The organism is Pseudofrankia coriaricola, assembly GCF_032027725.1.
Classification (GTDB): Bacteria; Actinomycetota; Actinomycetes; order Frankiales; family Frankiaceae; genus Pseudofrankia.
Window position 1 is genome coordinate 36,950 of record NZ_JASNFO010000041.1, and the last position, 25,855, is coordinate 62,804.

Sequence of the window (25,855 nt, forward strand, 5' to 3'; positions counted from 1 at the left end):
GCCGCGCATGTCTCTCAACAGGTCCGCTCGACTCAACCACGACGGGTGACGGCGCATCGGCGCTGGCGCCAACGCACCCACCTCACCGACCCGGGATCAGCCGGGCCACCGCCATGCACGCCGGCCCGGAACCACCCGTCGGGCGCGGAGCGTCCGAAGGCGGTGCCCGGTGCCGGGCGCGGAGCGTCCGGCACGGGACCGCCCTATTGGAAGCGGGGCGGCTGGCCGGTGGCTTCGAGGACCGACATCCACAGGTCGCCGGACGGGTCGACCTGGTTGCGGTAGCCGATCGCCAGCGGGAGCGGGATGTGGATGAACCGGCGCCGCCAGCGGCCGACGACCATCTCGGTGCGGCCCGCCATCGCCGCGTGCACGGCGGCGTGCGCGAGCCGGATGCAGTACACGCTGTCGTATGGGTTCGCCGGCACGCTGCGGATCACGTAGCTCGGGTCGATGTACTTCAGGTTCATCTCGACACCGACGGACTGGAAGTGGTCGGTGATCCGGCGGCTGAGGAACTGGCCGACGTCGTGGAGCCTCCGGTTGCCCGACGCGTCGGTGCCGGTGAGGTGGCCGCCGTTCTCCGCCGCGGACAGCTCCTGGCCCGCGCCCTCGGCGGCGACGACGACCGCGTGGCCGGTCTCCTCCACCCGCCGGCGCAGGTAGCTCAGCAGGCCGCCCTCGCCGTCGAGCGTGAACGGGACCTCGGGAATGAGCACAACGTCGGCGTCGGACTTCGCCAGCGACGCGTAGCAGGCGATGAACCCGGAATGGCGGCCCATCAGCCGGACCAGCCCGATGCCGCCGGGCGCGCTGGTCGCCTCCGCGTGGGCCGCGGCGATCGACTCGGAGGCCTTCGCGAACGCGGTCTGGAAACCAAAGCTCTGGTCGATGAACGGGATGTCGTTGTCGATGGTCTTCGGGATGCCGACGACGGCGATCTTCTCGCCGCGCTCGGCCGCCACCCGGGCTATCTCGCCGGCGCCGCGCAGCGTCCCGTCACCGCCGATGACGAACAGAATGCTGATGTTCATCCTGGACAGGCAGTCGACGATCTCCTCCGGGTCCTGCTGGCCGCGGGAGGTGCCGAGAATCGTGCCGCCGTCCTCGCCGATCGTCGCGACCTTCTCCGGGGTGAGGTCGAGCACGTCGTGCCCGTACCTGGCGATGAACCCCTGGTAGCCATTGCGGAAACCGAAGATGCGGGTCACGCCGTAATGCGTGGTGAGCTCGGTCACCACGCCGCGGATGACGTTGTTCAGGCCGGGGCACAGACCGCCGCAGGTGACGATGCCCACACGGGTTTTCGCCGGGTCGAAGTAGATCTTCCGGCGGGGCCCGGCCGCCTCGAAGCTGGGTAGTTCCTCGATCGGCACTTTTCGTGCCGACACCATGGCCAATGTGTCGTCGAAGAGGACCTTGTCGGCCTCGTCGATGTAGTGCTCCGTCGTCGGCCGTTCGCCGAGCAATGGGAGCAGCGGGGATGTCACCCGGCACGGCCCGAGCGTCCGGACCGCCAACGCCTCATGATCGACGTTCAGTGGTCCGCCCAGCGTAGCCACCGTGCTCCGACCCTCTCCTCGCCCGCTCCGCCCGATGACCCCGGGCCACCTCACGGCTGATCTGATGACCGTGATCCCGCTAACCGTCATCCTGGCTGTCGTGGTCCTGGCTGTTCGGAGATCCTCGGCTGTTCCAGGACTTTCTCCGAGCCTACCGCCTCACCGCACCGCCAACCGGTCACTGCCGGAGCGCACCGGGTACCCCGCGTGAACGGCCACACAGCGTCACCGTCTGGCGTCGTTCGGCCGCGCCGAGAACACGACGGTCGGCCCGCCGGCCGTTAGGGAAAGTGATGCGCGAGATCGGCCGGACATGCCACGGTAACGAATAGCGGTATTCGCGGCCTCCCGTTGTGGAGTGGGTAGCGGTGGGAATGGGCCAATGGGTGCCGTGGCGGCGGTGAAGGTTCTCCGCGCCCGCCCTCGATGGAAGCCAAGATTCCTGGCCGTGGATGCCGGGGGCAGGTGAACTCACCCCACGTGGCGATAGGCGGCCTCGTCGACCCGCGCGATCGTCCAGCCTTCTCCGGGCTCACCTTCGCGAGGTGGTGGCACCCGGCGACCACGCCTTGAGTGATGGTTCGGATGCATGCTGTGATGGTGTTGGCAGCCGAGCGCGGAGCGGTCCTGGTCCACGGAGGCTCCGGTGACCACGTCGGGTGACGATCGGCGGCGCGCCCCGGCGGCGCGGACCAGGCCGGCCGTGGGGAAGCGGCCGGTAGGGGCGTGGCCAGGAGTACGGGCGATGCCGACGGCGTCCGGGCGCGACGTCGGCCTGCTCCTGCTCCGCGCCACCATTGGCGTGATCATGTTCGGTCACGGCACGCAGAAGCTGTTCGGGTGGTTCGGCGGTGGCGGCCTGGACGCCACCGCGGCGTCGTTCGGCCGGCTCGGCTACCCGGCGGCCCGGGTGTGCGCGGTCATCGCCGGGCTGACCGAGGCCCTGGGCGGGGCCGGCCTCGCGCTGGGGTTCCTCACCCCGCTCGCCGGCGCCGCCATCCTCGGCATCATGATCAACGCGATGGCGGTCGTCTGGCACGGCAGCCTGTACGGGTCGGACGGCATCGAGTACGAGGTCCTCCTCGCCGTGACCGGCGCGTCCCTCGCTCTGACCGGCCCCGGCCGTTACTCGATCGACGACTACCTCGGCGGGCTGCGCGAGCCCCGCTGGCCCGTCGGCGCCGCCGCGATCATTCTCGGTTTCGTCCTCGCCGCCGTCGTACTGCTCATCCGAGCCTGACGGCGCCCGGCTCTGCCGTGACGATGCCGGCGGGCGGCCCTCGTGGTGTCACAAGGCCGATCTCGGCGTCGCAAGGCCGACCTTGATGTCACCAGGCCGACCTTGATGTCGCAAAACGGTGCCCTGCCCAGGCCTCAGCGCAGGCCGGAGCGGACGAAGGCGTCGATGACCTGGCGCTGCAGCACCACGTAGAGAGCGAAGATCGGTAGACAGGCGAGGCCGGAGGCGGCCATGATGGCGCCCCAGTCGCTGCCCTCCTGGGTCAGGTAGCCGCGGATCCCGAGCTGGATCACCGAGTTCGCGCGCTGCAGCACCAGCGCGGGCCAGAAGTACTCGTTCCAGGCGGTGATGAACAGCAGGATCCCCAGGGACGCGAGCACGGGGCGGATGTTCGGGACAACCACCGTCCACAGCGTCGTCCAAGACCCTCGTCCGTCGATGCGGGCGGCATCGAGCAGCTCGCGAGGGAATGCCTGCATGTGCTGGCGCAGCATCAGCACCGCGAGTATCGCGGCCGTCGAACACAGGCTCGGCACCACGACGCCTGCCAGCGTGTTCAGCAGGCCCAGCTTGTTGAGTACCAGGTAATTGGAGATCATCGTCACCTGGAGCGGGACCAGCCAGGCGGCGACGAACAGCAGGAACAGGATGTTCTTGCCGCGGAAGTCCCAGACCCCGAACGCGTAGGCGGCCAGCAGACACACCAGCAGCTGGCCGACGGTCGACCCGGCCGCGATGACGAGCGTGTTGAACAGCAGCACCGGGACGTCGAGGGTGTCCAGGACGTGGCTGTAGTTGCGCAGGGACAGCGGCCACGGCAGCGGGTTCTGGCTGAGGATGTCGGCTGGCCGGCGGACCGACCCGGCGTACATCCAGTAGATCGGGAAGACGCTGGCCAGGCTCAGCACGACCATCACCGCGTGCCGGCCGGCCGTGGCGGCCCAGGCCCTCCCCGGTGTCGACGCCGCGCGGACGACGGGCCCGCCCTCCGTCGCGCCGCCGCTGGCGGCGCTTGCGGCGCCGGTATCGCCGCCGGGCTGCCGCGCCCCGCCGGCCTCGGCCGAGATGGTGCTCATGGTCGCGCGCTCCTTGTGGTCGTCTCCCGCGGTGGTCTGGCGGCCGGCGGAAAATGGATCAGTTGTCGTGGAAGCTGAAGCGGTCGGCGAGCTTGACCAGCACGGCGGCGATCAGGCCGAACACGATGAAGAACACGATCCCGGCCGCCGAGGCGAGGCCGGAGTCGAAGTTGCGGAAGCCGAGTTCCCAGAGCAGGTAGTAGACGTTCGTCGAGCTGTCCGCCGGGCCGCCCTGGGTGAGGGTGTCCAGCAGCGGGAACGACCACTGCCCGGACAGCAGCACGGTCGTCAGCACCAGGAACAGCAACGTCGTGCGCAGCAGCGGCAGCGTGACCCAGCGCAGGATCTGCCAGCCGTTGGCGCCGTCGATCGCGGCGGCCTCCGCGTAGTCGCCACTGATGCCGGTCAGGCCCGCCGAGACGATGAGCATCGCGAAGCCGCACATCGACCACGCGGTGATCGCGAGGATGGCCAGCAGCGCCGTCGACTCCTCGCGCAGCCAGTTGTGCGGCGCCAGGCCGAAGGCGCCGAGCACCTGGTTGGACAGTCCGGTCGGGTCCAGCAGCCAGCGCCACACCGTCGCCGCCGCGACCGGCGCGACGAGTATCGGGGTGAAGACCAGTGCCCGGTAGACGTCGCGCGAGCGCCCGCCGAACCGGCGGGTGACCAGTGCGATGACGGTTGGCAGCACCACCGAGAACGGCAGCAGCAGGACGACGTAGACCACGGTGTTGACGGCCGCGTTGCGCAGGCTCGGCTGGGTGAACACCTGGCGGTACTTGTCGAGGCCCACGTAGGTCATCGGCGAGGTCGGCAGCAGGTTCCAGTCGTAGAACGACAGCTGCACCGCCTCGACCAGCGGCTTGTACGTCCACAACACCAGGCAGGCGAGCGCGGGCAGCAGGTACAGGTAGGGCGGGGTGGCCGCGAGCAGGCGCCGGGCCAGCGAGGGCCGGGCCGCCTGGACGGCGGCCCGGCCCTCGTCGGCGAGGAGCGTCGCGGGGGCGGCGAGCTCGACGAACATCGGCCTACGCCTGGGTGAGCTTCTCGAGGTCACGCGCCGCGGTCTCGGCCTCGGCGTTGAACTCGGCGGCATAGCGGGCCAGCGTCTCCGGCTTTAGCTCGTAGATCCTGTCGCCGACCGTCACCGGGATGACCGTGGCGACGGCCTGGCCCGGGTAGACGTCGATCCGGGTGAACAGGCCGCCGGTCACCCCGGCGTAGCCGCCGGCCGGGCCGAGCGTGCGCGCCGCGTAGGCGACGGCGCCCGCGACCAGGACCGGCACGCCGCCGAGCATCCCGGCCGAGGCGTGGTGCGCGTGTCCGGCCAGCACGATCCGCACGTCGGTCCCGGTGATGACCTTGGCGAGCCGCTCCGGCTCGACCAGCACCATCGTGTTGAGCATCCCGATCGGCGACGGCACCGGCGGGTGATGCAGCGCGAGGATCGTGCCGGCGGGTGCCGGGGTGGCGAGCTCGGCGGCCAGCCAGTCCAGCTGGGCGTCGGTGAGCTCGCCGAGGACCTCGCCGGGCTCCGTCGAGTCGAGCGCGATGATGCGCAGGTCGCCGGCCCAGTGGACGTAGTCGCACGGCTCGGTGGTCGGCTCGGCACCGAGCAGGCCCTCGCGGAACGGCCCGCGGCTGTCGTGGTTGCCCATCATGTACAGCACGGGCAGGCCGAGCGCGCCGGCGCGCTTCTCGACGTAGGCGCGCAGCCGCTGGTAGGAGGCCAGGTCGCCGGCGTCGGCCAGGTCACCGGTCAGCAGCAGCGCCGCGACGTCGAGGCCCGACTCCTCGATCTGGTCGAAGGCGGCGGCGACGTTGGGCAGCGTGTCGAACATCCCGTGGTAGAGCTCGCCCTCGGGGACGATGTGGGTGTCCGAGAACTGGATGACGGTGTGCGTCGGAGTCGGGGTGTCGGTGATGAGGCGCACGGTGGGCTCCTAGTCTCTAGGCGGGGGCTGGCCAAAGGGGGCGCGACGATGGCGAAGCCGCGCGCCCTCGGAGGCCTAGGCGGGATCGTCGGCGACGAGCAGGGCTTCGGTCAGCGCGTCGAGCTGCTCGGCCGTCGCGCCGTGGGCGAGCAGGTAGCCGCGGGCGCCGCCGTGGCTCGCCCGAACCCGGTCCAGTGCCGCGCGGATCAGTTCCGGTGGGGCCTCCATGAGGTTGGCCGGCAGCTTGCGCGCGTCCCCTGCGCCGCTGGTGACCGCGGTGAGCCTGCGCAGGGCGGCGATCGCCTCGTCGTGCAGGAGCTCGGCGGTGAGCGCGTAGTCCCTCACGATCACCTCGTCCGGGACACCGAGCAGGTCCAGCACCAGCATGATCGTCAGACCGGTCCGGTCCTTGCCGGCGCTGCAGTGCACGATCGCCGGCAGCGCTTTCGGCTCGGCCAGCGCCAGCACGGCGGCGGTGAGCCTGTCACCCTTGTTGTCGAGGATGAAGGTATAGATCGCGCCGAGGTCCATCTCCAGGCCGGCCGCCTGCGCGGCCCGCACCCCCTCGGCCGCCGCCGCGCCCGTGCCCGGCGCGTTCTCGCCCGCCTCGCCCGTCCCCGCATCCGTGGCGGCGTCCGTCGCCGGCAGCGGCGAGCCGCTGGAGTACAGCGGCATCCGGACCGTGGTGATCGGCAGCCGGCCGAGCGCGTTCGGCTCGTGCGCGACCTCCGTGTCCTCGCGCAGGTCGACGACCGTGCGCACCTGGATCTGCGCGAGCGTCGCGCGGGCCTCGTCGCCGAGGCCGTGCATCGCGGCGGAGCGCAGCAGCGTACGGCGGCGGACCCGGCGCTCGCCTGCGGCCGGGTAGCCGCCGACGTCGCGCAGGTTCAGCGCTCCGGGCAGTCTGAGCACCCGGTCGGCGTCCGCCGGATTGTCGAGATCGGGGATCGCATCAAGTTCGAGAGTCATGGTCCTCAGCGTTCCAGAGGCCCGCGCTGGCGGGCGGTCGCTGTTTCGTAGAAGTCAGCCGCCGGTGCCGGCCGCCGCCCGGGCGGGTGGGTGGTTGGGTGGGCAGAGGGTTCCCACCTCGCGCGCCCTCCGTCCGGGCCGGCGCCGGCCGGCCGCGCCCAGCGGTGGGCCCGGACGCGGCCGGCAGACGACGCGGATCTGGCCATCGGGGCCGGGTTCGTCGGCCCACGGCGCGCGGGTCGTCAGGCCTTCGGCAGCAGGTCGGTCGCCTGCTTCTGCGCGTCGGCCATCGCTGTCCGCGGGTCCTTGCCCTGGTAGATGGCGCCCTCGGCGGCGGACATCATCAGGTCGGTGATCTGCTGGTACCCGTTGCCCGGGAAGGACACCCATGGCTGCAGGCGGGTCAGCTGATCGAGGTTCGGCTTGATCAGCGGGTGCTGGTCCGCCCACGGCTTCAGGAAGGCCGGGTCGTCGACCAGGCCGGTACGCAGCGGCAGGTAGCCGATCTTCGAGGAGATCTCGGTGTAGGCGTGGTCGCCGGTCAGGTACTTGATCAGCTCCCAGCCGGCGCGCTGCTTGGCCGGGTCGTTCGAGAAGATCGACAGCCCGGACCCGGAGTTGGTCGGGACCGGCGGCTTGGCGCCGAAGCCCGGCTCCGTGGCGGCGGTCAGCTCCCAGCCGCCCGACTGCGCGCCGCCGATGAACAGGCCCTGCAGGGCGGATGTCTCCAGGATCATGCCGATGTTGCCCTTGGAGAATGCGTCGAGGGCCTGCGCCTGGGAGAAGTTCGGGGAGAGGCCGGCCTTGTACAGGTCGGCGGCCATCGAGACCGCGCCGACCGCGGGCTCGTCGGCGAAGGTCAGCTTCTTGCGGTCGGTCGAGATGACCTGGCCGCCGTTGGAGCGGACCAGGCTCTGGAAGCACCAGTCACCCGAGCCCTTGGTGGTGCAGTCGATGTAGACGCCGTCCTTGCCGGCCTTCTGCTTGATGGCCGTGGCGGCGGTCTTGACCTCGTCCCAGGTCTTCGGCGGGTTCGCCGGGTCGAGGCCCGCCGCCCTGAACAGCGTCGAGTTGATCCACAGCACCGGCGTCGAGAACACGTACGGCATCGTGTAGGTGTGGCCGTTCAGGTCGCCGAGCGTCGTCGCTGCCGCGGCGAACGGGTGGGCACCGGCGAAGTTGGCCGTCACGGCGTCCTTGCCGACGAGGGTGTCGATCGGCTTGGCGGCGAGCGCGGTCGCGGCAAAGTCGAGCGCGTTGAAAGTGATCTGGGCGACGTCCGGCGGGTTGCCGGCCAGCGCCTGGGTCTTGATGGAACTGGTGAAGTCACCGGCGGTCGCGTTCTGCGGCGGCTGCGCCTTGACCGTGATGTTCGGGTGCTGCTTGGCGAAGTCCGCGAGCAGCCCCTCGATCACCGGCTTCCAGGTGCCGGTGTTGGAGAGGTTGTAGCTCTCGAAGGTGATCGTCACCTTCTGGTCGGGCTTCAGCTCGGGAATCGTCGCCGCGGCGGCCGATGAGGCGTCGGCGGACGTGGGCGAGGTGGATCCGCCGGTGGCGCATGCTGCCACCAGCGTCGAGAGCAGCGCGATGCCGACGGCCGCGCGCGCGAGGCGTGGACGTGCCACGTCAGGGCTCCTAACTTTGTGCGTTCCGTAACTCTGTGCGTTCCGCGTGCCCGGGGGACCGCGGGCACGCCTGGCAGCCGCGCGGCCCAGGCACGGGCCGCCGGTGCGTGGACGTGGGACGGGAGCCGGCGGGCGTCAGGCGCCGGCTCCGGAGCCGCTGTCGGGTGTCAGGCGCCGCTGGTGGTCAGCTCGACCGGTCGGGACGGGTGCGGCACCTTCGCGTCCGGCCGCCAGGCGAGCCGACGGCCGGAGTCCCGGCTGAACAGGTGGACGTGCTCGGGGGCGACGGTCAGGGCGACCCGGTCGCCGATCGCGAGGCTGAGCGGCCGCGGCCCGCGCACCGCGACCGCGGCACTCGCCGCGTCGCCGCCTGTGCCGCCCTTGCGATCGGTGCTGGCAGCGCTCGCGGCGCCGACGGCGAGCCAGCCGACCTCCTCGCTGCCGAGGTTCTCGACGCCGGTCACCGTGCCGGCCAGTCGCGCGGAGCCCACCGGCGCCGGAGCGCCGGCCGGCAGCATCCGCAGGTGCTCCGGCCGGATGCCGAGGGTGACCTCGGTCGGGTCGGCTCCGCCGGGCCACAGCGGGATCTCGACGCCATCCGCGGTCACGACGACCTGGCCGCCGCGCCCGGCCGCCGTCGCCGGCAGCAGGTTCATCGGCGGCGCACCGAGGAAGCCGGCGACGAACACCGAGGCGGGCTGGTCGTAGACCTCGGTCGGCGTGCCGACCTGCTCGACGCGGCCACCGTCGAGCAGTGCGATCCTGGTCGCCATCGTCATCGCCTCGACCTGGTCGTGCGTGACGTAGACGAACGTCGAGCCGAGCCTGCGGTGCAGGGCGGTGAGCTCGGTGCGGGTGGCCGTGCGCAGCTTGGCGTCCAGGTTCGACAGCGGCTCGTCCATCAGGAAGGCCCGCGGGTCGCGGACCAGCGCCCGGCCGAGCGCCACCCGCTGGCGCTGCCCACCAGAGAGCTCGCGCGGGCGGCGGCCGAGCAGCCCGTCGAGCTCCAGCTGGGCGGCGACCTCGCGGACCCGGGCCGCGATCTCGGCCTTCGGGCGGCGGGCGGCGCGCAGCGGGAAGCCGATGTTGCGCTCGACGCTCAGGTGCGGGTACAGGGCGTAGCTCTGGAACACCATCGCCACGTCGCGCTCGCGCGGCGGCAGGTAGGTGATGTCGCGGTCCTCGACGAGGATCCGCCCCGTGCTCGGCTGGATCAGGCCGGCGATCATGCGCAGCAGGGTCGTCTTGCCGCAGCCGCTCGGGCCGAGCAGGACGAGGAAGTCACCGTCGGCGACGTCGAGGGAGACGTCGTCCACCGCGCGGGTGGCGCCGAACACCTTGCTCAGGCCCTCGATACGGATCCTTGCCACAACCGTGCTCCTGTGTGACGTGGCACCTCCGCCGGCTCTGCCGGAAGGGCGCTGGACGCGGCCCATGCCCGTCGACGGAACTGGTGGAGATCCCTGGCTATGTACGAACGTTCCATGAATCGGAGATCCATGGATCGCTGTTACAAGCTCAGAGTCCGAGATCCAGGTGAACGGTCCAGGTACTCCCAACGAAGCCACACGGACGGCTAGGGCAACGCTGTCCATGTCGCCGGGGACGCGGGAATCCGCAGATGGCGGGTCTGTGAGCGCCGTCTCACGGGCGGGCGCCGCCCGGTCCGCCTAGTCCGCCCGGTCTGCCCGGTCCGGGCTGACGATCATGCTGTCGAGCAGTTCCCGCTGCTGCTCGAGCTGGTGCGCGAGCGACGTGCCTGGCACGTCCTCGCCGCGCAGCATGACCGCCTGCTGCAGCGCGGTGATCAACAGCAGCGACGGTACCCGGCTGCCGATCGTGTCGCTGCCCAGCGGCCAGTGCGGCGAGCCCACGACGAGGAGCGCGTCGGCGAGTGCTGGCAGCGGGCCACCGGCGTAGCTGGTGATGGCGACGATCGACGCGCCGCGGCCGCGCGCGATCTCGGCCACCCGGATCGTCAGGTCGTTCACGCCACTGCCGGTGACCAGCAGGCAGACGTCGCCGGCGGACAGCCCGTTCGCCGCCAGCTGCTGCACGAGCGCGTCCGCCGGGGCCTCGACCGCCCGGCCGGCCGCCAGGAACCGCAGCGCCGCGTCCTGGGCGACCGGCGACGAACCGCCGTTGCCGACGAGGAGCAGCCGTCGCGCGCCGATGAGCAGGTCGACCGCGGTGGCGAGCTGGGCCCGGCCGAGGCCGGCCAACGAGTCCGCGAGCACGGCGGCGGCCGCCTGGAAGACCGTGTCGACGATCAGCTCCGGCGGGTCGCCGGCGCGCGGCTCGCATAGGCCGCGGCGACCGCCACCGGGCGCGCCAGCGCCAGCGTCCTCGGCATCGCGGGCGAAGACGCCGGCTTCCCTGGCGAACGCCACCCGCAGCTGTTGGAAGCCGCGGAAGCCCATCGACTGGCAGGCGCGCACCACCGTCGCCGCCGACACGTCGGCCGCCGCCGCCAGCTGCGCGGCAGACCACTCGACCACGTCGTCCGAGCGCAGTAGGCATACCTCCGCGACGCGCCGCTCGCTCGGGATGAGCGTCGGCAGCGCCGCCCGGATGCCGGCGAACAGGCTGCCGGTGCGCGGCGGCGATGAGCTGACCATGCGTCCGTTCTTACCCGACCAGCGCGCCGTTCGGGCCAACTCGTTACGGGCATGCTGCGCGCGGACGTCGGGGAACGTCCGGCGCCCTGCGTGCGATGCGGCCTGGCTGGGCTACGCCGTCACCTTCGGCTTGAGCACGTACCAGCAGACCGTGGTCCAGTCCGGTGTGGTCGGCTCGCCCAGGTAGTACCAGCCCGCCGGCAGGAACGTGCCCCAGGTGGGCGGCGTGATGTCGGTGTAGACGGCGGGGGAGGCGTCGGGGATCAGGAACGGCAGGGCGCTGGCGTCGCAGCCGCCCTGGCCGATCCTGATCAGCGGCTGGCGCAGGTCGGGCGCGGTCTTGCAGACGGCGGCCGTCGCCGGCGGCCAGAACAGGCCGGCCTGGGCGTAGTAGCCGCCGGCCAGGTGTGCCGCCGAGACCGGGTAGTCGTGGTTGGACGGGATGTTGGCCCTGGCGCCTGGCAGGCAGTCGCGGGTCGGGTCTCCGCCGGCCACGGCGGGGGTGGCCTGGCCGAGGACCGCGCCGCAGGACGCGGCGGCGGCCGTGGCCGTGACGAAGGCGGCGATCCGGTGGCCGAGCCGCCGGTGCCGTGCATGGGGTGTCCGCTCTTTCACGGAAAGCAACTTAGCGACCACGCAGGTGTATCCGGTGGCTGTGCGGCGGCATGTCGGGATCGTGGCGTGGTCCCCCTGTCGCGCACCGGCGCGGCTCGCGACGATGCCGAATGGACAGGGCCGGCTGGGTGGCTGAGGCTGGAGCCGTGCCGGTGGGGACACCGCCAGTGACGACGCCCACGCCGGTACGGCGCGGCCCGCGCCACGACCGCGAGGAGGCGTCGGATGATCCGTGGGGTGCTGCTCGCCGCGTCCCGCAGCGCCAGGGCGCGGGAGCTCGTGGTCGCCACCAGGCCGACCCGCCGCGTGGTCGACCGGTTCGTCGCCGGTGAGCGGCCGGTCGACGCCCTCGACGCGGTCCGCGGGCTCGCCGCCGACGGGATCGCCGCCACCGTCGACCGGCTCGGTGAGAGCGGCGTCGACCTCGCCAGCGCGCGCGAGTCGACCGACGGCTACCTCGCGCTGCTCGACCTCGCGGAGGACGCGGGGCTCGCCGCCGGGCTGGACGTCTCGGTGAAGCTGTCCGCGCTCGGCCGGCTGGTGCCCTACGGCGGCCTGAAGATCTGTTACGAGAACGCCGCGGAGATCTGCGCCCGCGCGGCCGCCGTGGGCGCCACGGTGACCATCGACGCCGAGGACCACACCAGCGTCGATGCGAGCCTGGCGGTGCTCGCCGACCTGCGCCGCGACTTCCCGGCCACCGGGGCGGTGCTGCAGTCCTACCTGCGCCGCGCCGAGGCCGACTGCCGCCGCCTGGCCGTCGCCGGCTCGCGGGTGCGGCTGTGCAAGGGCGCCTACCGCGCGGCGGGCGACGTCGCCTTCACCCGCCGGGCCGACGTCGACGCGTCCTATGCCCGGTGCCTGGGCATCCTGATGGCCGGCGACGGCTACCCGATGGTCGCCACCCACGACCCACGTCTGTTGGCGCTCGCGGGCCGCCTCGCCGACGCGCGCGACCGGGACCGGGACGACTTCGAGTACCAGCTGCTGCACGGCGTGCGACCGCACGAGCAGCTCAGGCTCGCGAGCCTCGGCGCCCAGGTCCGGGTCTACCTGCCCTATGGCCCCGACTGGTATGCATATCTGCTTCGCCGGATGGCCGAGCGCCCCGCCAACCTGGCCCTATTCCTGCGCGCCCTGCGCACCCGCTCCTGACGCAGCCCGGCGCAGTGACGCCGGGTTGGGCGGTGAACGGTCATGCCCCGTTCGGCCGCGCCGTTCGGGCACGCCGAATTCACCGAGAAGTGAGGTTTACCTCAGTGAGGTTTACCTCCGCGAAGGTTAGGCGGGCCTGAATAATGCCGCCTTGGTGGCTGTAATGCCCGCCCATACCACCTGTGTCATTTCTGTGGTTTGCTGTCTGTTGGGTGGAACTGGCGGCGGTCGCGCGTCGTCTTCGCTGGTCACGGATCGTGGCCGGACAAGTGCTCCGCCCTCGGATAACCTGCCCGCCCGCGACGGCGGGGTGATGGCGGAAGGTGCATGAACATGCGCGGGGACACGGAGATCATCGAGCTGTTGAACGCGGTGCTCACCGACGAGTTGACGGCGGTGAACCAATACTTCCTGCATTCGCGTATGCAGCGTAACTGGGGGTACAAGCGGCTTTCCGAGCATTCCTACCACGAGTCGATCGACGAGATGAAGCACGCCGACGAGCTCATCGAGCGGGTGCTCTACCTCGGTGGGCACCCCAACCTCCAGCGACTGCACACGCTGGCCATCGGCGAGGACGTGCCCGAGCAGCTCACCCTCGACCGCAATCACGAGGAGCGGTCGGTCGACGTGCTGCGCCCCGGCATCGCGCTGTGCCGAGAGCGCGGCGACATCGGTTCCGCGCTGCTGCTCGAGCGGATCCTGCATGACGAGGAGGAGCACATCGACTGGCTCGACGCCCAGCACGACCTGATCGCGCAGATCGGAACCGAGAACTACCTGGCTCAGCAGATCCACGACTGAGCGCCGGCCGGCGGCCGCGGCCCGCCAGCCCGCGTGCCCGGCGCGGGCCGCCGGACCCTCTCATATCTCAGAATATGAGACAGTAGTATCAGGGTGTGAGAAGCATGGGTGCGGGCTACCGATGGGTGGTGCTCGCGGTCGGGACCGTGGCGCAGGCGACCACCAGTGCGTACTTCCAGGGGCTCGCCGGGATCGGGCCGGCGCTGCGGGCCGAGCACGGGCTGACGCTCGGGGGGCTGGGACTGCTGCTGGCCTGCCCGACTGCCGGCATCCTGCTGACGCTGCTCGCCTGGGGGCCGGTGGTCGACCGGTACGGGGAGTGCCCGGCGATGACGGCCGGGCTCGCCGGTGCGGCGGCGTGCCTGTTCGGCGCCGGGCTCGGCCACGATCTTGCCACCCGGGCGGTGCTGCTGGCGCTGGCCGGGGCGGCCGGGGCCAGCGTCACGACGGCGAGCGGCCGGGCCGTGCTGACCTGGTTCCCCGGCGCGCGCCGGGGCGTCGCGATGGGGATCCGCCAGTGCGCCGTACCGGCCGGCTCGGGGCTCGCCGCCGCCGGGCTGCCGGCGGTGACCGGCCGGTTCGGCGTCGCCGCCGCCTTCTACGCCCTCGCGGCCTGCTGCCTGGCCGCGGGCATCGCGGTGCTCGCGTTCATCCGGGAACCACCGGAGGCCGTGCGCGCGGCCGCCCCCCGGCCCGCGGCCGCGGGGCCGGCGGTGTCCGCGGGGCCGGTGGGGCCGGACCTCACAGGCGGAAGGGCGGCGTCGACCCGGGACGTACTGCGTGACCGGCGGCTGTGGCGGCTGAGCGTGGCCGCGGGGCTGCTGGTCGTGCCGCAGTTCACCATGGTCGCGTTCCTGGTGGAGGTGCTGCACGACGGCCGGGGGATGAGCGCCCAGCGCGCGGCCGTCGTGCTGACCGTCGCGCAGGCGGCGGGCGCGCTCGCGCGCATCCTGGTCGGCGCCTGGAGCGACCGGGTGGGGGCCAGGCTGCGCCCACTGCGGGTGCTCGCCGTCGCCGCCGCGGCGGGGATGGTGGCCGCCGCCGCGGCGACCGCCACGGCGCCCGTGGGCCTGCTCGTGGCGGTGCTGGTGCTCGTCACGGCCCTGACCGTCTGCTGGAACGGGCTGGCGTTCACCGCGGCCGGCGAGCTCGCGCCACCCGGCCGGGCGGCGACCGCGATGGCCGCGGAGAACACGCTGAACTTCGTCGCCGCCGCCGCGACCCCGCCGCTTGTCGGCCTGCTCGTCACGGGGACCGGCTGGTCGCGCGCGTTCCTGCTGGTCGCCGCCGCGCCCGTCGTCGCCGCTGTCGCCCTGCGCCCCATCCTCGAGCGCAGGCCACCACGCCCACCGCACCCACCAGGCACCCGACCAGACGCCGTGACCCCGGTGCCCAACCCGGCGCCACCGCCCGCGCGCCTCGCCGCCGACAGCCTCCTCTGCACCGACCCCTCCGCGGGGTCCCGCCGATTGGCGGCCGAGCCTGACAAGGCGGGACGTCCTGGCAGGCGTCGACCCCCTGCATCGCCGATCGGTGGGGAAGGGGCAATCGGTGGGGGAGATGCCCGTTCCGCAATGCGCCCGCTGGCCTTCATGTTCGCGACGTCCGGACGGGCTAACAGGCGACCGGTTCCGCCGCTATCGTGAGGCCCATGCGAGGCGCTGACGGCGTGTTCACCGCCGCCGGGGCGTCCCGCCCACCGTGCTGATCGTCGTCGCGCTCAGCCTCCTCGCCGCGTTCCTGTGGGCGTGGTCGGCTGTCCTGCAGCAACGGGCCGCGATGCGGGCGAGCCGCCGTGGCTCGCCCGCGCTCGACAGGGTCGTCCCCGGGCACGGCCTGATGCTGGCCCTGATGCGTGACCCGCTGTGGTTCGCCGGCTGGCTGGCCAACCTCGGAGGCTTCGTCGTCCAGGCGGGAGCGCTCTACCTGGGCTCGGTGGCGGTCGTGCAGCCGCTCATCGTGGCGCAGCTGCTGTTCGCGCTGCCGCTGTCCCGGGTCGGCTCGGGCCGCCCGCTGCCGCACGGGGCCTGGTGGGCCGCCGGTGCGGTGTCCGCGGGGCTCGCCGTCCTGCTGACGGTGCGCGGCAAGCCGCCCGCGGTCGTGCATGTGGACGACGCGCGTCTCATCGCCGCCATCGTGGTCACGGTCGCGGTCGCCGTCACGATCACGATGGTGTCCCTCGGCCAGCCCCCGTCGCTGCGGGCGCCGATGTTCGGCATCGCCGGTGGGTTCTTCTACGCGCTCAACGCGGTGCTCATCAAGCGCACCGTCGGGCTCGCCGTCGACCACGGCTTCGTCGCGCTGGCGACCTCGTGGTACGTCTACGCGCTGATCGTGGCGATGATCACGAGCATGACGCTCAGCCAGACGGCCTACGCCTCCGGGCCGTTCGCCGGCGCGGTGACCGGCATGAACATCACCAACCCGGTTGTGTCATACCTGCTCGCCGTGCTCGTCTACGGCGTCCCGGCGCCGACCGCGCCCCACCAGGTCGTCGGGATCACGGCCGCGGCCGTGCTGGTCGTGGTCGGCGTCATCGGCCTCGCTCGGATGCTCCCGACGCCGCGCCCGGCAGGCCCTCCGGTTGTGGTGCCCACCCAGGAGCCGGCCCGGCGCCGCCGGGTGGGCGGCGCCGGACGGCGGCCCCAGGCTCAGGCGTCCCGGCGGACCATCGTGTAGGCGGCCGCGCCGAGGCCGACGACGATCCAGGCGAGCAGGACGACCAGGCCGCCCAGCGGCGTCATCACGTCCGAGTCGCGGACGACGGTCACCAGCGCCTCACCGCCGCCGTCGGGCACGAACTTGTGGATGCTGCCCCAGTCGCCGGGCAGCAGGCCGGTGATGATCGGCACCACGAAGATCAGGCCGAGCAGGGCGGCGATCGAGCCGCCGGTGCTGCGGATCAGGGTTCCGAGCGCGAGCCCGAGCAGGCCGATGGTGGTGACGAAGAACGCCCCGCCGAGCAGCACCCGCACGACGTGCGGGTCGCCGATCGAGACGCCGAGGCCGATCTGATGGAGGATCGCCTGCCCGCAGAAGAACGCGGTGAGGATCGAGACCAGGGACAGCGCGAAGCTGGCCACGCCGAACACGGCGGCCTTCGCGAACAGCACCGGCAGCCGGTGCGGGACCGCGCCGAGCGACGTGCGGATCATCCCGGTCGAGTACTCGCCGGTGATCAGCAGCACGCCGAGGACGCCGATGGCGATCTGGGAGAAGTATCCGCCGGCGAGGCTCGTCATCACCGGCTCGGTGAAGTTCTCGGCCCGCTCCTGCGGAGTCGAGTTGTGCCACTCGCTGACGGTGATCGCGGGAATGAGGCAACCGAAGCCGACCGTGACGACGAGCGCCGCGAGCATCGTCCACATCGTGGAGCGCAGCGACGTGAGCTTCGTCCACTCGGAGCGCAGGACCCGGGAGATCGTGACCTTCGCGGTCGTGTGGAACGCGGCCGGCTGCCGAACGGGTGCCGGCGCCGCTATCCGCGGTTGGAGGGTCTCGCCGGACCCGAGTGGTGTGGTGGTCATGCCCGCCCCCTCGCGGTGGTCGCGCCGGCCCCGACGGAGCCGTCGTCTACGGAGCCGCCGGCAGCGGTCGCGGAGGCCGGGACGCGTGCCTGCTGCGGCTGGCCGTGGTTGTACTCGACGGCGTCACGGGTGATGTCCATGAACGCGTCTTCCAGCGACACCTGCCGCGGGGTGAGCTCGTGCAGCGGGACGCCCGCCTCGAACGCCAGGTCACCGATCCGCTGCGCGGTCAGGCCGTTGACCGCCAGCGTGTCCAGCCCGGTGGGCGTGGTCTTCGCGTTCTCGCGGTCGAGCACCTCGGCGAGCCGGTTGGCCTCGGGGGAGCGCACGTGCACCAGGTCGCCGGAGGCGGACCGGATGAAGTCCTCGACCGACATGTTCGCGATCAGCTTGCCGCGCCCGACGACGATGAGGTGGGTGGCGGTCAGCGCCATCTCGCTCATCAGGTGCGACGAGACGAAGATGGTCCGGCCCTCGGCGGCGAGCGTCTGGAGCAGGGTGCGGATCCAGCGGATGCCCTCGGGGTCAAGCCCGTTGACCGGCTCGTCGAGGATGAGCACCCCCGGGTCGCCGAGCATCGCCGACGCGATCCCGAGGCGCTGCCCCATGCCGAGCGAGAAGCCGCCGACCCGCTTGCCCGCCACGTCGGACAGGCCCACCAGGCCCAGCACCTCGTCGACCCGCCGGCGGGGGATGCCCTGCGTCTGCGCGACCGCGAGCAGGTGCTTGTAGGCCGACCGGCCGGTGTGCACGGCCTTCGCCTCGAGCAGCACGCCGACCTCGCACAGCGGGGCGGAGAAGTCCCGGTAGGCGCGGCCGTTCACGGTGATCTTGCCCTTGGTTGGCCGGTCGAGCCCGATGGCCACCCGCATCGTAGTGGACTTCCCAGCGCCGTTCGGGCCCAGGAACCCGGTGACCACACCCGGCTGGACGCTGAACGTGAGGTCGTCCACAGCTGTCTTGCTGCCATACCGCTTTGTCAGGCTGCGCGCCTCTATCATCCGCCCACCTCGCGGTCTGTCGGCTGTCCGTCCCGTCCACCTTAGGGGTACCGCGTGGGCCCTCCTGACCCCGGAGGTAGCGACATGCCGGCCTTGACATGTACGCCGGGTGACATCGCGTCGGGCCGGGAACACACGGCCGCGCCACCTGGATGCTCGACGTCACCATTCGCGCAGGTCAGTTGCGCGGCACCCTCGGCCGGTCGGCGCGGGCGCGGCCGGCGCGCGTCCCGTGGGCCTGGGCCCTGTCCGCTATCCGACAGCCGCGCCCACGGGTAGGGCGGTCGGCCCGGGCGGGAATCGGGCACCTGCCCGATGCCCTCACCCCCGTCCGACGGTGATCGTAGAAAGCGGCACACGAAGACGGGGACACGCGCCGAGGGGCGCGAGAGGACGTGACAGACGATGTTGTCCTGGCAGATAGCCGCGGCGGCGGCGGGCGAGCACGGAGACCAGCTACGGCGGGACGCGGCGGCGGCCCGGTCAGCCCGGGCGGCGCGGGCGAGCGCCGACGAGACACCGGCGAGCGGGCGGCTGGCGCTCGACCCGGAGGACGTCTACCCCGACGAGCCGGCCGAAGGCCGCGGCGCCCGGCGGCGGGCGTCGAGCGGCCGGCGGCGCTGAAAGTAATGCTGAAAGTGATGAGGACTGCCGGCCGGTGGCCGAAAACCGGGTGGAGTTGTCGCAGCTGTCAGCCAGACTAGGAGTCATGACGCAACTCGCCAGCTCGGTGTTCGTCGGCCGCGCGGCCGAGCTCGCCCGGCTTGAGGGCGCGCTGCGGCGCGCGGCCGACGGCGACGGCGCGGGCGTCATCATCGGCGGCGAGGCCGGCGTCGGCAAGACGCGGCTGGTCGAGGAGGTTGCCGCCCGGGCGGCCGCGGCGGGGCACACCGTGCTCGCCGGCGGCTGCGTCGAGCTCGAGGGCGACGGGCTGCCGCTGGCCCCGGTCATCGAGGCGTTACGCGGGCTTGCCCGCCGGATCGGCCCGGAGGCGCTCGCGCGGCTCGCGGGCGGGCGCCGCGACGAGCTGGCCCGCCTTCTGCCCGAGGTCGCGGGCCCCGCGGCCATCCCCGCGGCCGCGGGTGACGACGCCCAGGGGAACGGCATAGGCAACGGCATAGGCCGGCTGTTCGACCTTGTGCTCGGTGTCGTCGAGGCACTGTCGGCCGAGCAGCCGGTGCTGTTCGTCATCGAGGACCTGCACTGGGCGGACCATTCGACCCGGGCGCTGGCCGCGTTCCTGCTGCGCAACCTGCGCGGCTGCCGGGCGACGCTGGTCCTGACCTACCGGGCCGACGGCGTCGGGCCGGGCCACCCGTTGCGGACGTTCCTGGCCGAGTCCGAGCGACTGCGCTGGATGTCCGGCTCGGAGCGGCTGCGCTGGGTCGAGCGGATCGAGCTCGCCCGGTTCGGCAGGGCCGAGGTGGCCGAGTTGGTCGCGGCCGTCCTCGGCGAGGCGCCTCCGGACGACCTCGTCGACGCCGTCATGGCCCGCTCGGACGGCAACGCGTTCTTCGTCGAGGAGCTGGTCTGCGCCGCCGGCGCGGGCGGGGTCGACACGATCAGCCCGACGCTGCGCGACGCGCTGCTCGCCCGGATCGAGGCGCTGCCGGCAGCGACGCGCCACCTGCTGCGGGTCGCGGCCGCCGGCGGCCAGCGGGTCGAGCACCAGCTTCTCGCCGCCGTCCTGGGCCTGCCCGAGGAGCAGCTGTGGGATGCGCTGCGCGCGGCCGTAGCCACCGGTGTGCTGATGGTCGCCCCGGCGGACGACGCCTACTGCTTCCGCCACGCGCTGACCCGCGGCGCCCTGCGCCACGAGGCGCTGCCCGGAGAGCTGTCCCACCTGCACCGGCGCTACGCGCAAGCGCTGGAGGCCGACCCCGGCCTGGTCGGCGGCGGCGCGCGGGCCGCGGCGGCGGTCGCCTACCACTGGTACGCGGCCTGCGAGCATCCCAGGGCGCTGCCGGCCCTGCTGACCGCCGCCCGCGCCGCGGCCTGCGCCTATGCCTTCGCCGAGGCGCTGCGGCACTACGAGCGGGCGCTCGCCAGCTGGGACGAGGTGCCCGACGCGGCGGACCGGGCGGGCCTCGACCATCTGGGGGTCCTGGAGGCCGCGATCACGGCGGCGAAGATGGCCGGCGAGCTGCGCCGCGGGCTGGACCTCGCGAACCGGGCTCGCACCGAGGCCGCCCTTCTCGGGGACCCGGTGCGCCTGGCTCTGGCACTGACGGAGCAGAGCTTCCTGCTGCGCATGCTCGGCCATTCGGACGGGGTCGAGGAGGCACAGGAGGCCGTCCGGCTGATGCCCGCCGAGCCGCCCACGCCGACGCGGGCGAAGGTGCTCGTCTCGCTGGGCAAGGCGCTGTCGATGGTCCCGCGGCGCGCCGCGGCGCTGCAGGCGATCGAGGAGGCGCTGGCGGTCGCCCGTGCCACCGGCGCGCGCCGGGTGGAGGGGACGGCGCTGATGAGCACCGCCTGCCTCGCCAGCGCCTGGACCCTGCCGGAGGACGCGCGCCTGGGCCGGGCGATCGCCCACGAGCTGGGCGACGACGACCTGCTGCTGTCCAGCTACACCAACGAGTCCGACACCTGGCTCGGCGGCTGCCGGTTCGACGAGGCGATCGCCGCGGGGCATGAGGGCCTGCGGCTGGCCCGCCGGCTCGGCCAGGAACGCACCCACGGTCTGCTCCTCGCCGGCAATGTGATCGAGGCACTGTTGGGCGCGGGCCGCTGGGAGGAGGCCGAGAAGCTGCTCGCCGAGACGACGGAGCTCGCCCCGATGGGGATCCACGCGCTGTTCCTGGAGCAGCTGCGGGGAGACCTGGCGCTCGCCCGCGGCCAGCTCGACGAGGCGGGGACCGCACTGGCCGCCGCCGAGGGCACGCTCGCCTACCGTTATCTCGGCAGTCAATACACGATGCCGCTGCTGCGGCTGCGCATCGACCTGGACCTGCGCCGCGGCGAGCCGGGCGCGCTGACCGACGGCGTCGCCGACGCCCTGGCGGCCGTGCGCGCCGTCGAGGCGTTCGACTTCACCGACGTGGTCCGCTACGCCGCGCCGTTGCTCGCGACCGCCATGGGTGCCACCGCCGAGGCGGCGGGCGTCGCCAGAGCCCTGCGCGCCCAGGACGACCTGCGCCACGCCCTCGAGGCGGCCGGCAGGGTCGCCGCGCTCGCGGCCGAGATGCCGTTCGAGCGGGCCGTGTCCGGCGAGGCCTGCCGCGCGGTGATCGCCGGGGAGCTGGCCAGGGCCGAGGGCCGGCCGGACCCGGAGCCGTGGGCGAGCGCGGCGAAGGCCTGGTCCGCGCTCGGCGTCCCCTATCAGGCGGCCCGGGCGCGCTACCGGCGGGCGGAGACGCTGCTCGCCGTCGGCGACCGGGCGGCGGCCGGCGACGAGCTGCGCGCCGCCGCGGCCGCCGCGGCCGCGCTCGGCGCGCACCTGCTGCGCCGTGACCTGCGCCTGCTCGCCGCGCAGGGCCGCCTGGCGCTGCCCGGCCCGGAAAGCGGGCAGGCACCGGCCGAGGACGAGTGCGAGGCCGCCACCGCGGACGGCCCGCCGCTCGGCCTGACCGCGCGGGAGCTGGACGTGCTGCGCCTCGTCGCCGCCGGCAGCACCAACCCGCAGATCGCCGCGGCGCTGTTCATCAGCCGCAAGACCGCGAGCACCCACGTCTCGAACATCCTCGGCAAACTGGGTGTCACCAGCCGCGGTGAGGCCGCCGCCGTCGCCCACCGCCTGCGGCTGTTCGACGACACCGACGTCGCTGATGCCGCCATCCCCGACCACCGTCCCGTCGCGCGCCGCTAGTCCTCTCACGACGACCCTGGTCCTGCTCGGCTTTGCCTGCGCGTTGCTGGCGTCGCTGGCGTTCGAGAGCCGGCTGGTCATTGGCTCGCAGCCTGCCCGCAACCAGATCCCGGCACTGGCGGCGCTGGCCGCCGGCGCCGCGGTCGGGCTCGGGCTGAGCGTCGTTGTGCTTCCGACGACGCTGGTCGGCCTGAGCTGTGCGTTGCTCGCGGGCGCGACGACCGCCTTCGGTTTGATCACCGGGCTGGGACCGGTGAGCCCAGAGAGGGGAGCTCGACTCCGATGGCCACGGCCATGGCCTCGCCGGCCGCCGCGCAGACGGCCACCGCGGACTCCGAGAACCCGTCCTAAACTCCCCTGGGCACGTAGGGCAGCCGGCTGCCGCGAGTGCATTGCGGTACCTCGCGGCCGACGTCAGGCACCTCACCATCCCGGATACCGGGGTGGCCGGTTACCGCCTGACGGTCCTGGCGGCGGGGGAGGAGACCGGGGCGCGGCCCGAGCGCCGGCTCGGTGGGACGGCGACCGGCGCCATCTGCCGCGGCGCGCGCACGACGTCGACGACATCGACAACGTCGACGTCCACCGCGCCGAAGCCGTGGGCGGTGCGCTCTCCTACGCCGGCGAACGCGGCGAACCGGGCGAGCGCGGCGAACATCGTCGCGGTGTAGTCGGACGTGGCCGCGAGCAGGCGCAGGTCGGCCTGCCCGACGAATCCCACCTGGCGCAGCCCGTGGCCGAGCTCGACCTCGGAGCTCGCGCCCCAGACGCCGTCGAGGAAGACCGCCTCGACGAGGGCCCGCGCGTCGTCGGCGCCGATCCGCAGCGGCCCGGGCGCATAGGTGTTCCAGCGGGCGAGCAGCCCGCCGATGGCCAGTGCCGGGTCGGGCAGCGGCAGGTCGCGCCCGTCCCGGGAGAAGAACGTCGGAGTGTTCATCGTCAGCCGGGCGCCGCGGGCCGGCCGGCCCTGCGCGAGCTCGGCGTAGGAGTACCGGTGCAGGTCGGCGCCGACGACCGGGAGTACCTGGGAGCCGAACCGGACCGTGTCCGGCTGCCACCCGGGCAGCGGCGCGTCGTCCGCGAGCCAGCCCAGCCGCCAGGTCGTCACGGCGCCGCCGCGGCCCGGCGTGCCGCACGTGGACGGCTCCCACGCGCCGGCCAGGCCGGCATCGCCGCGCCCGCCGAGCCCGGTGCCGCCGAGCCCGGTGGCGTTGGGTCCGGCGTCGGGCACCAGCGGGCCGACGCTGAACGGCCTGGCCTCGTCGGCACGCGCCCCGTCGGCGGGGTCGCAGATGGCGCTCGCCGCGGCAAGCAGCCAGCGAGGGGCCGCATCCGGAATGGCGCCCGCCATTCGGACGAGAAGTATCGACGGCATCCGAGCCTCCGCCATCATCCCGCGCGGTGGGCAACCAGCCGAGCACAGTCAGCTGCCCTGCAGCGGGGAGTGTAGCCGACGGCGCCGTCGACAATGTGGCCTGGGTCACTCTGGTGTTACGTCGAAACCGATTTCCACCGGGGAACGGCTGCTTCGTCCGCTATTGCGCCGCAGGTCGCGGTCGAGTGACCCTCTCGGGAGGGTATCTCGGGAAATTTTCGGCCCGACGGGGGATGTCCCACCGCGAGGCATCTGCCGTGCGAAGGTGCCGTTAATAGTGGATGACCGACTCGCGGCTGAGGAGATCGGCGTAGTCGGCGGGCAGTTGGCCGGCGACATCCTCGAACTCCGACGGCGAGACGCTGGCCTTGAGCGCCGCGACGACGGCGCGGGCATGGCGGCGGGCCTTGGGCTCCGTGCAGGCGTCGCCTTCGAGCTGGGCGACCCGGCGATAGAACTCCTGGACGTCGAACCGCTCGCCGCCGCCCCTGGGTGGCAGCGCCTCGGCGAACGCCGCCGGCAGCTGGGAGGCGAGGTTCCGCGTCTCTCCGCCGGAGATCCGTTCGCCGAGCACGGTAAGGGTGGCGCGCATCGCCGTCTCCGCCTGCCGCGCGGACTCGAATCCGCCGGTGACGCGGATCGCGGACACAAGCTGGTCCTGCTTCATCTCGGCTGCCCTCTCACTCGTGACCCGGAGCGGTCTCGGGCCGGACCGGCTTGAGACCGACAACCCCTGCCCGTCCCCAGTCCGCCACGGACAAAACGCCAGGTGACGGCCCCATGGTGTCCACCGTCGCGCGAGGGACGTACGACGCGAGGGGCGCACGGGTGGCGGAGAGTCATGAGGCAGGCGGCCGTGGCGGTGGGCCGAGGCGGACGGCGACCGATCCCCGGACGGCGACCGACCGCCGGACGGCGCGCTCCTGCCTGGCTGGACGCGGTGGCCTCTGATCCGGGGGCAGATTACATGTAATCGACGGAGGGCCGCTCTCTCGTCTCTCGGATCATCTCGTCGTTGCAGACAGTTTCACCCTGCGCGTCCCCGGCAGCCTCGGCCATCTGTTCGCCGGCGCGAAGATCGCCGTCATGATGGCCATGATCGGCGCGATCGTCTCCGAGTTCACCGGCACCAACAAGGGCCTCGGCGCGGTCGTCGTCCAGGCCACCACGTACATGAACCTCGTGCAGATGTAGGGCGCCATCTTCGTCTCGGCCTTCGTGGCCCTGTTCCTGCTCGGCCTGGTGAACCTGGCGGAAAGGCTCGTCGTCCGCTGGTGACGCGGGCGCGCCCGGCGGCGTTCCCGACGCGAGGGGCGCCTGCGGTGGAGGAGGTCAGCCCGGAGAGCGGGGGCTGCGTGGGGTAGGAGGCAGTCCGGGTCGCGGCGAGTCCAGCGCTGCCGCGCGGCCGGCGGTCGTCCTCCCCGCCGGCTCCCGTCCGCGGCGGCGCGGAAACACGACTCATCCATTGCCCTCTCCCGCTGCCCCGTTGTGCTTCGGTCCCTGCGCGCCCCGGCTTCGGTGAGCTCGCAAAAAATCCGCAGGGATCAAGGAACCCGGTCACGTTGACCTCGGCCGGTCGGGCCGCCGACGCGGTTTATGCGGCCGTGTGCATTCTTGCCGGCCGTACCTGGGCTATTCGTGGATGACGTCGTCGATGGTGGTGGCGGTGACCGCGCGGCGCAACCAGGTGTCGAACTGGTCCAGGTCCGTGCAGGACCGGATCCGATCGCGGACATCTTCAGTGACGTGCACCCCACGGGCATCGAGTGCGGTCAGCAACATTCGCGCCGCACTCTCGGCGTGGGCGCGGGCGGCGGTCTCGCCGAGCAGCTTGCTGCGGTATGGACGACCAAGGGCGCTATTCATATGCGTCTCCCAACGATCCCAGAGCGCCGCTGGCAACCCAGCCAGCACGATCTCATGATATAAGGGACCCTTCCTCGGACCGAGCGCTCGCAGTGCCTCCGTCAGCGCGGGAAAGGACGCCTCGATGCCGGCGTCCCCACCGTGGCAGAGCACGGAGAACATCGCCAACGCCGGCTCGACCCGCGCCCGCTCGACGTCGACGACCAGCGGCACGTCCCCCGGCGTGAAGACGAGCGGGCGCAGATGCAGGCTGACGCCCTCCGACTCGAACATTTCCCGGTAGCGGCGGGCAACCGCCGCGCTCGGGCAGTAGACCAGCAGCGCAGCGTTGACCTCCAGCTCGGCCTCCAGGTGCGCGACGTAGGTCTTCAGGGTCCAGCGCTTGCCCGGGTCCCAGGCGCGCTGGACCTCCAACACGACCGACATCAGCGACCGGTCGGCGGCATCGCACAGCAGCATCATCCCGTCGGCGCGGTAGGTGCTGGGCACCAGTTTCCGGACCTCGGTGGGCTGCGGCCGGGCGTGATGATAGCCGGACACCTTGACGTCGAAAAGTTTCTCCAGCAACCAGACGAGGACCTCCGGATTCTGTTCGGCCAGCTCCAGCGGCGACTCGTGTTCCCCGCTCGGCATGCTGCCAACCATAAAGAACGCGGACAGGAAATAGCAAACACGTAAGA

22 protein-coding genes are annotated in these 25,855 nt (G+C 72.6%); 8 read left to right on the top strand and 14 right to left on the bottom strand.

The window, feature by feature from the left end:
• Positions 1 to 203: 203 nt before the first annotated feature.
• A complete protein-coding gene (locus QOZ89_RS22425; protein WP_198543435.1) occupies positions 204 to 1,562 on the bottom strand; it encodes an ATP-dependent 6-phosphofructokinase in 1,359 nt (452 codons plus the stop codon).
• Between the two features lie 745 nt (positions 1,563 to 2,307).
• Between QOZ89_RS22425 and QOZ89_RS22430 the strand changes: the two genes are divergently transcribed.
• Positions 2,308 to 2,802, top strand: coding sequence for a DoxX family protein (locus tag QOZ89_RS22430; protein ID WP_071051565.1), 495 nt, complete (start codon positions 2,308 to 2,310; stop codon positions 2,800 to 2,802).
• A gap of 134 nt (positions 2,803 to 2,936) precedes the next feature.
• Here the strand turns inward: QOZ89_RS22430 and QOZ89_RS22435 are convergent, their stop codons facing one another.
• The 8 genes from QOZ89_RS22435 to QOZ89_RS22470 all read right to left on the bottom strand — a co-directional run bounded on the left by QOZ89_RS22435 (position 2,937) and on the right by QOZ89_RS22470 (position 11,639).
• Positions 2,937 to 3,878, bottom strand: a complete 942-nt coding sequence (locus QOZ89_RS22435; protein WP_083419360.1) for a carbohydrate ABC transporter permease — start codon at positions 3,876 to 3,878, stop codon at positions 2,937 to 2,939.
• A gap of 58 nt (positions 3,879 to 3,936) precedes the next feature.
• A complete protein-coding gene (locus QOZ89_RS22440) occupies positions 3,937 to 4,902 on the bottom strand; it encodes a carbohydrate ABC transporter permease (protein ID WP_312625010.1) in 966 nt (321 codons plus the stop codon).
• Positions 4,903 to 4,906: 4 nt separating this feature from the next.
• Positions 4,907 to 5,812 carry a metallophosphoesterase gene (locus QOZ89_RS22445; protein ID WP_071051567.1) on the bottom strand — a complete coding sequence of 302 codons (906 nt, stop codon included), beginning with the start codon at positions 5,810 to 5,812 and terminating at the stop codon, positions 4,907 to 4,909.
• Between the two features lie 75 nt (positions 5,813 to 5,887).
• Positions 5,888 to 6,781, bottom strand: a complete 894-nt coding sequence (locus QOZ89_RS22450) for a tyrosine-protein phosphatase (RefSeq protein ID WP_071051568.1) — start codon at positions 6,779 to 6,781, stop codon at positions 5,888 to 5,890.
• Between the two features lie 242 nt (positions 6,782 to 7,023).
• Positions 7,024 to 8,406 (bottom strand): ABC transporter substrate-binding protein, encoded by a 1,383-nt coding sequence (locus QOZ89_RS22455; RefSeq protein WP_071051569.1) that lies wholly within the window; start codon positions 8,404 to 8,406, stop codon positions 7,024 to 7,026.
• A 167-nt stretch (positions 8,407 to 8,573) separates the two neighbouring features.
• A complete protein-coding gene (locus tag QOZ89_RS22460; protein ID WP_312625015.1) occupies positions 8,574 to 9,776 on the bottom strand; it encodes an ABC transporter ATP-binding protein in 1,203 nt (400 codons plus the stop codon).
• Between the two features lie 300 nt (positions 9,777 to 10,076).
• Complete coding sequence (locus tag QOZ89_RS22465) at positions 10,077 to 11,024, bottom strand: MurR/RpiR family transcriptional regulator (protein WP_312625017.1); 948 nt, start codon at positions 11,022 to 11,024, stop codon at positions 10,077 to 10,079.
• Between the two features lie 111 nt (positions 11,025 to 11,135).
• Complete coding sequence (locus QOZ89_RS22470; RefSeq protein WP_312625020.1) at positions 11,136 to 11,639, bottom strand: hypothetical protein; 504 nt, start codon at positions 11,637 to 11,639, stop codon at positions 11,136 to 11,138.
• A gap of 225 nt (positions 11,640 to 11,864) precedes the next feature.
• On the opposite strand from QOZ89_RS22470, the gene QOZ89_RS22475 reads away from it, so the two are divergent.
• The 4 genes from QOZ89_RS22475 (at position 11,865) to QOZ89_RS22490 (ending at position 16,277) form a co-directional block, all read left to right on the top strand.
• The gene (locus QOZ89_RS22475) at positions 11,865 to 12,794 is read left to right on the top strand and encodes a proline dehydrogenase family protein (protein ID WP_071051572.1); all 930 of its coding nucleotides are present in this window, start codon (positions 11,865 to 11,867) and stop codon (positions 12,792 to 12,794) included.
• Positions 12,795 to 13,127: 333 nt separating this feature from the next.
• Positions 13,128 to 13,598 (top strand): bacterioferritin, encoded by a 471-nt coding sequence (bfr, locus tag QOZ89_RS22480; RefSeq protein ID WP_198543436.1) that lies wholly within the window; start codon positions 13,128 to 13,130, stop codon positions 13,596 to 13,598.
• A gap of 104 nt (positions 13,599 to 13,702) precedes the next feature.
• A complete protein-coding gene (locus QOZ89_RS22485) occupies positions 13,703 to 15,244 on the top strand; it encodes an MFS transporter (RefSeq protein ID WP_071051574.1) in 1,542 nt (513 codons plus the stop codon).
• A 55-nt stretch (positions 15,245 to 15,299) separates the two neighbouring features.
• The gene (locus QOZ89_RS22490; protein WP_071051575.1) at positions 15,300 to 16,277 is read left to right on the top strand and encodes a DMT family transporter; all 978 of its coding nucleotides are present in this window, start codon (positions 15,300 to 15,302) and stop codon (positions 16,275 to 16,277) included.
• Here the strand turns inward: QOZ89_RS22490 and QOZ89_RS22495 are convergent.
• Together QOZ89_RS22495 and QOZ89_RS22500 are read right to left on the bottom strand one after the other, a co-directional pair.
• Positions 16,250 to 17,125, bottom strand: a complete 876-nt coding sequence (locus QOZ89_RS22495) for an ABC transporter permease (protein WP_071051576.1) — start codon at positions 17,123 to 17,125, stop codon at positions 16,250 to 16,252. The two genes, QOZ89_RS22490 and QOZ89_RS22495, sit on opposite strands and share 28 nt — an antisense overlap.
• The gene (locus tag QOZ89_RS22500) at positions 17,122 to 18,126 is read right to left on the bottom strand and encodes an ABC transporter ATP-binding protein (protein WP_071051577.1); all 1,005 of its coding nucleotides are present in this window, start codon (positions 18,124 to 18,126) and stop codon (positions 17,122 to 17,124) included. Before QOZ89_RS22500 ends, QOZ89_RS22495 begins: the two co-directional genes overlap by 4 nt.
• Positions 18,127 to 18,531: 405 nt before the next feature.
• Here QOZ89_RS22500 and QOZ89_RS22505 point away from each other — a divergent pair, with 405 nt between their 5' ends.
• Both QOZ89_RS22505 and QOZ89_RS22510 read left to right on the top strand, forming a co-directional pair.
• The gene (locus QOZ89_RS22505; protein ID WP_071051578.1) at positions 18,532 to 18,750 is read left to right on the top strand and encodes a hypothetical protein; all 219 of its coding nucleotides are present in this window, start codon (positions 18,532 to 18,534) and stop codon (positions 18,748 to 18,750) included.
• 85 nt (positions 18,751 to 18,835) lie between these two features.
• Positions 18,836 to 21,934, top strand: coding sequence for a helix-turn-helix transcriptional regulator (locus QOZ89_RS22510; protein ID WP_071051579.1), 3,099 nt, complete (start codon positions 18,836 to 18,838; stop codon positions 21,932 to 21,934).
• Between the two features lie 451 nt (positions 21,935 to 22,385).
• On the opposite strand, the gene cas6 is transcribed toward QOZ89_RS22510, so the two are convergent.
• Together cas6 and QOZ89_RS22520 are read right to left on the bottom strand one after the other, a co-directional pair.
• Positions 22,386 to 23,309, bottom strand: a complete 924-nt coding sequence (gene cas6 / locus QOZ89_RS22515; protein ID WP_071051580.1) for a CRISPR system precrRNA processing endoribonuclease RAMP protein Cas6 — start codon at positions 23,307 to 23,309, stop codon at positions 22,386 to 22,388.
• A 271-nt stretch (positions 23,310 to 23,580) separates the two neighbouring features.
• On the bottom strand, positions 23,581 to 23,976 hold the full coding sequence (locus QOZ89_RS22520) for a DUF2267 domain-containing protein (protein ID WP_071051581.1): 396 nt from the start codon (positions 23,974 to 23,976) through the stop codon (positions 23,581 to 23,583).
• A 365-nt stretch (positions 23,977 to 24,341) separates the two neighbouring features.
• Here QOZ89_RS22520 and QOZ89_RS22525 point away from each other — a divergent pair, with 365 nt between their 5' ends.
• Positions 24,342 to 24,503 carry an ABC transporter permease subunit gene (locus QOZ89_RS22525; RefSeq protein ID WP_274536589.1) on the top strand — a complete coding sequence of 54 codons (162 nt, stop codon included), beginning with the start codon at positions 24,342 to 24,344 and terminating at the stop codon, positions 24,501 to 24,503.
• Positions 24,504 to 24,941: 438 nt separating this feature from the next.
• On the opposite strand, the gene QOZ89_RS22530 is transcribed toward QOZ89_RS22525, so the two are convergent.
• Positions 24,942 to 25,808 (bottom strand): hypothetical protein, encoded by an 867-nt coding sequence (locus tag QOZ89_RS22530; RefSeq protein ID WP_071051582.1) that lies wholly within the window; start codon positions 25,806 to 25,808, stop codon positions 24,942 to 24,944.
• Positions 25,809 to 25,855 lie beyond the last annotated feature (47 nt).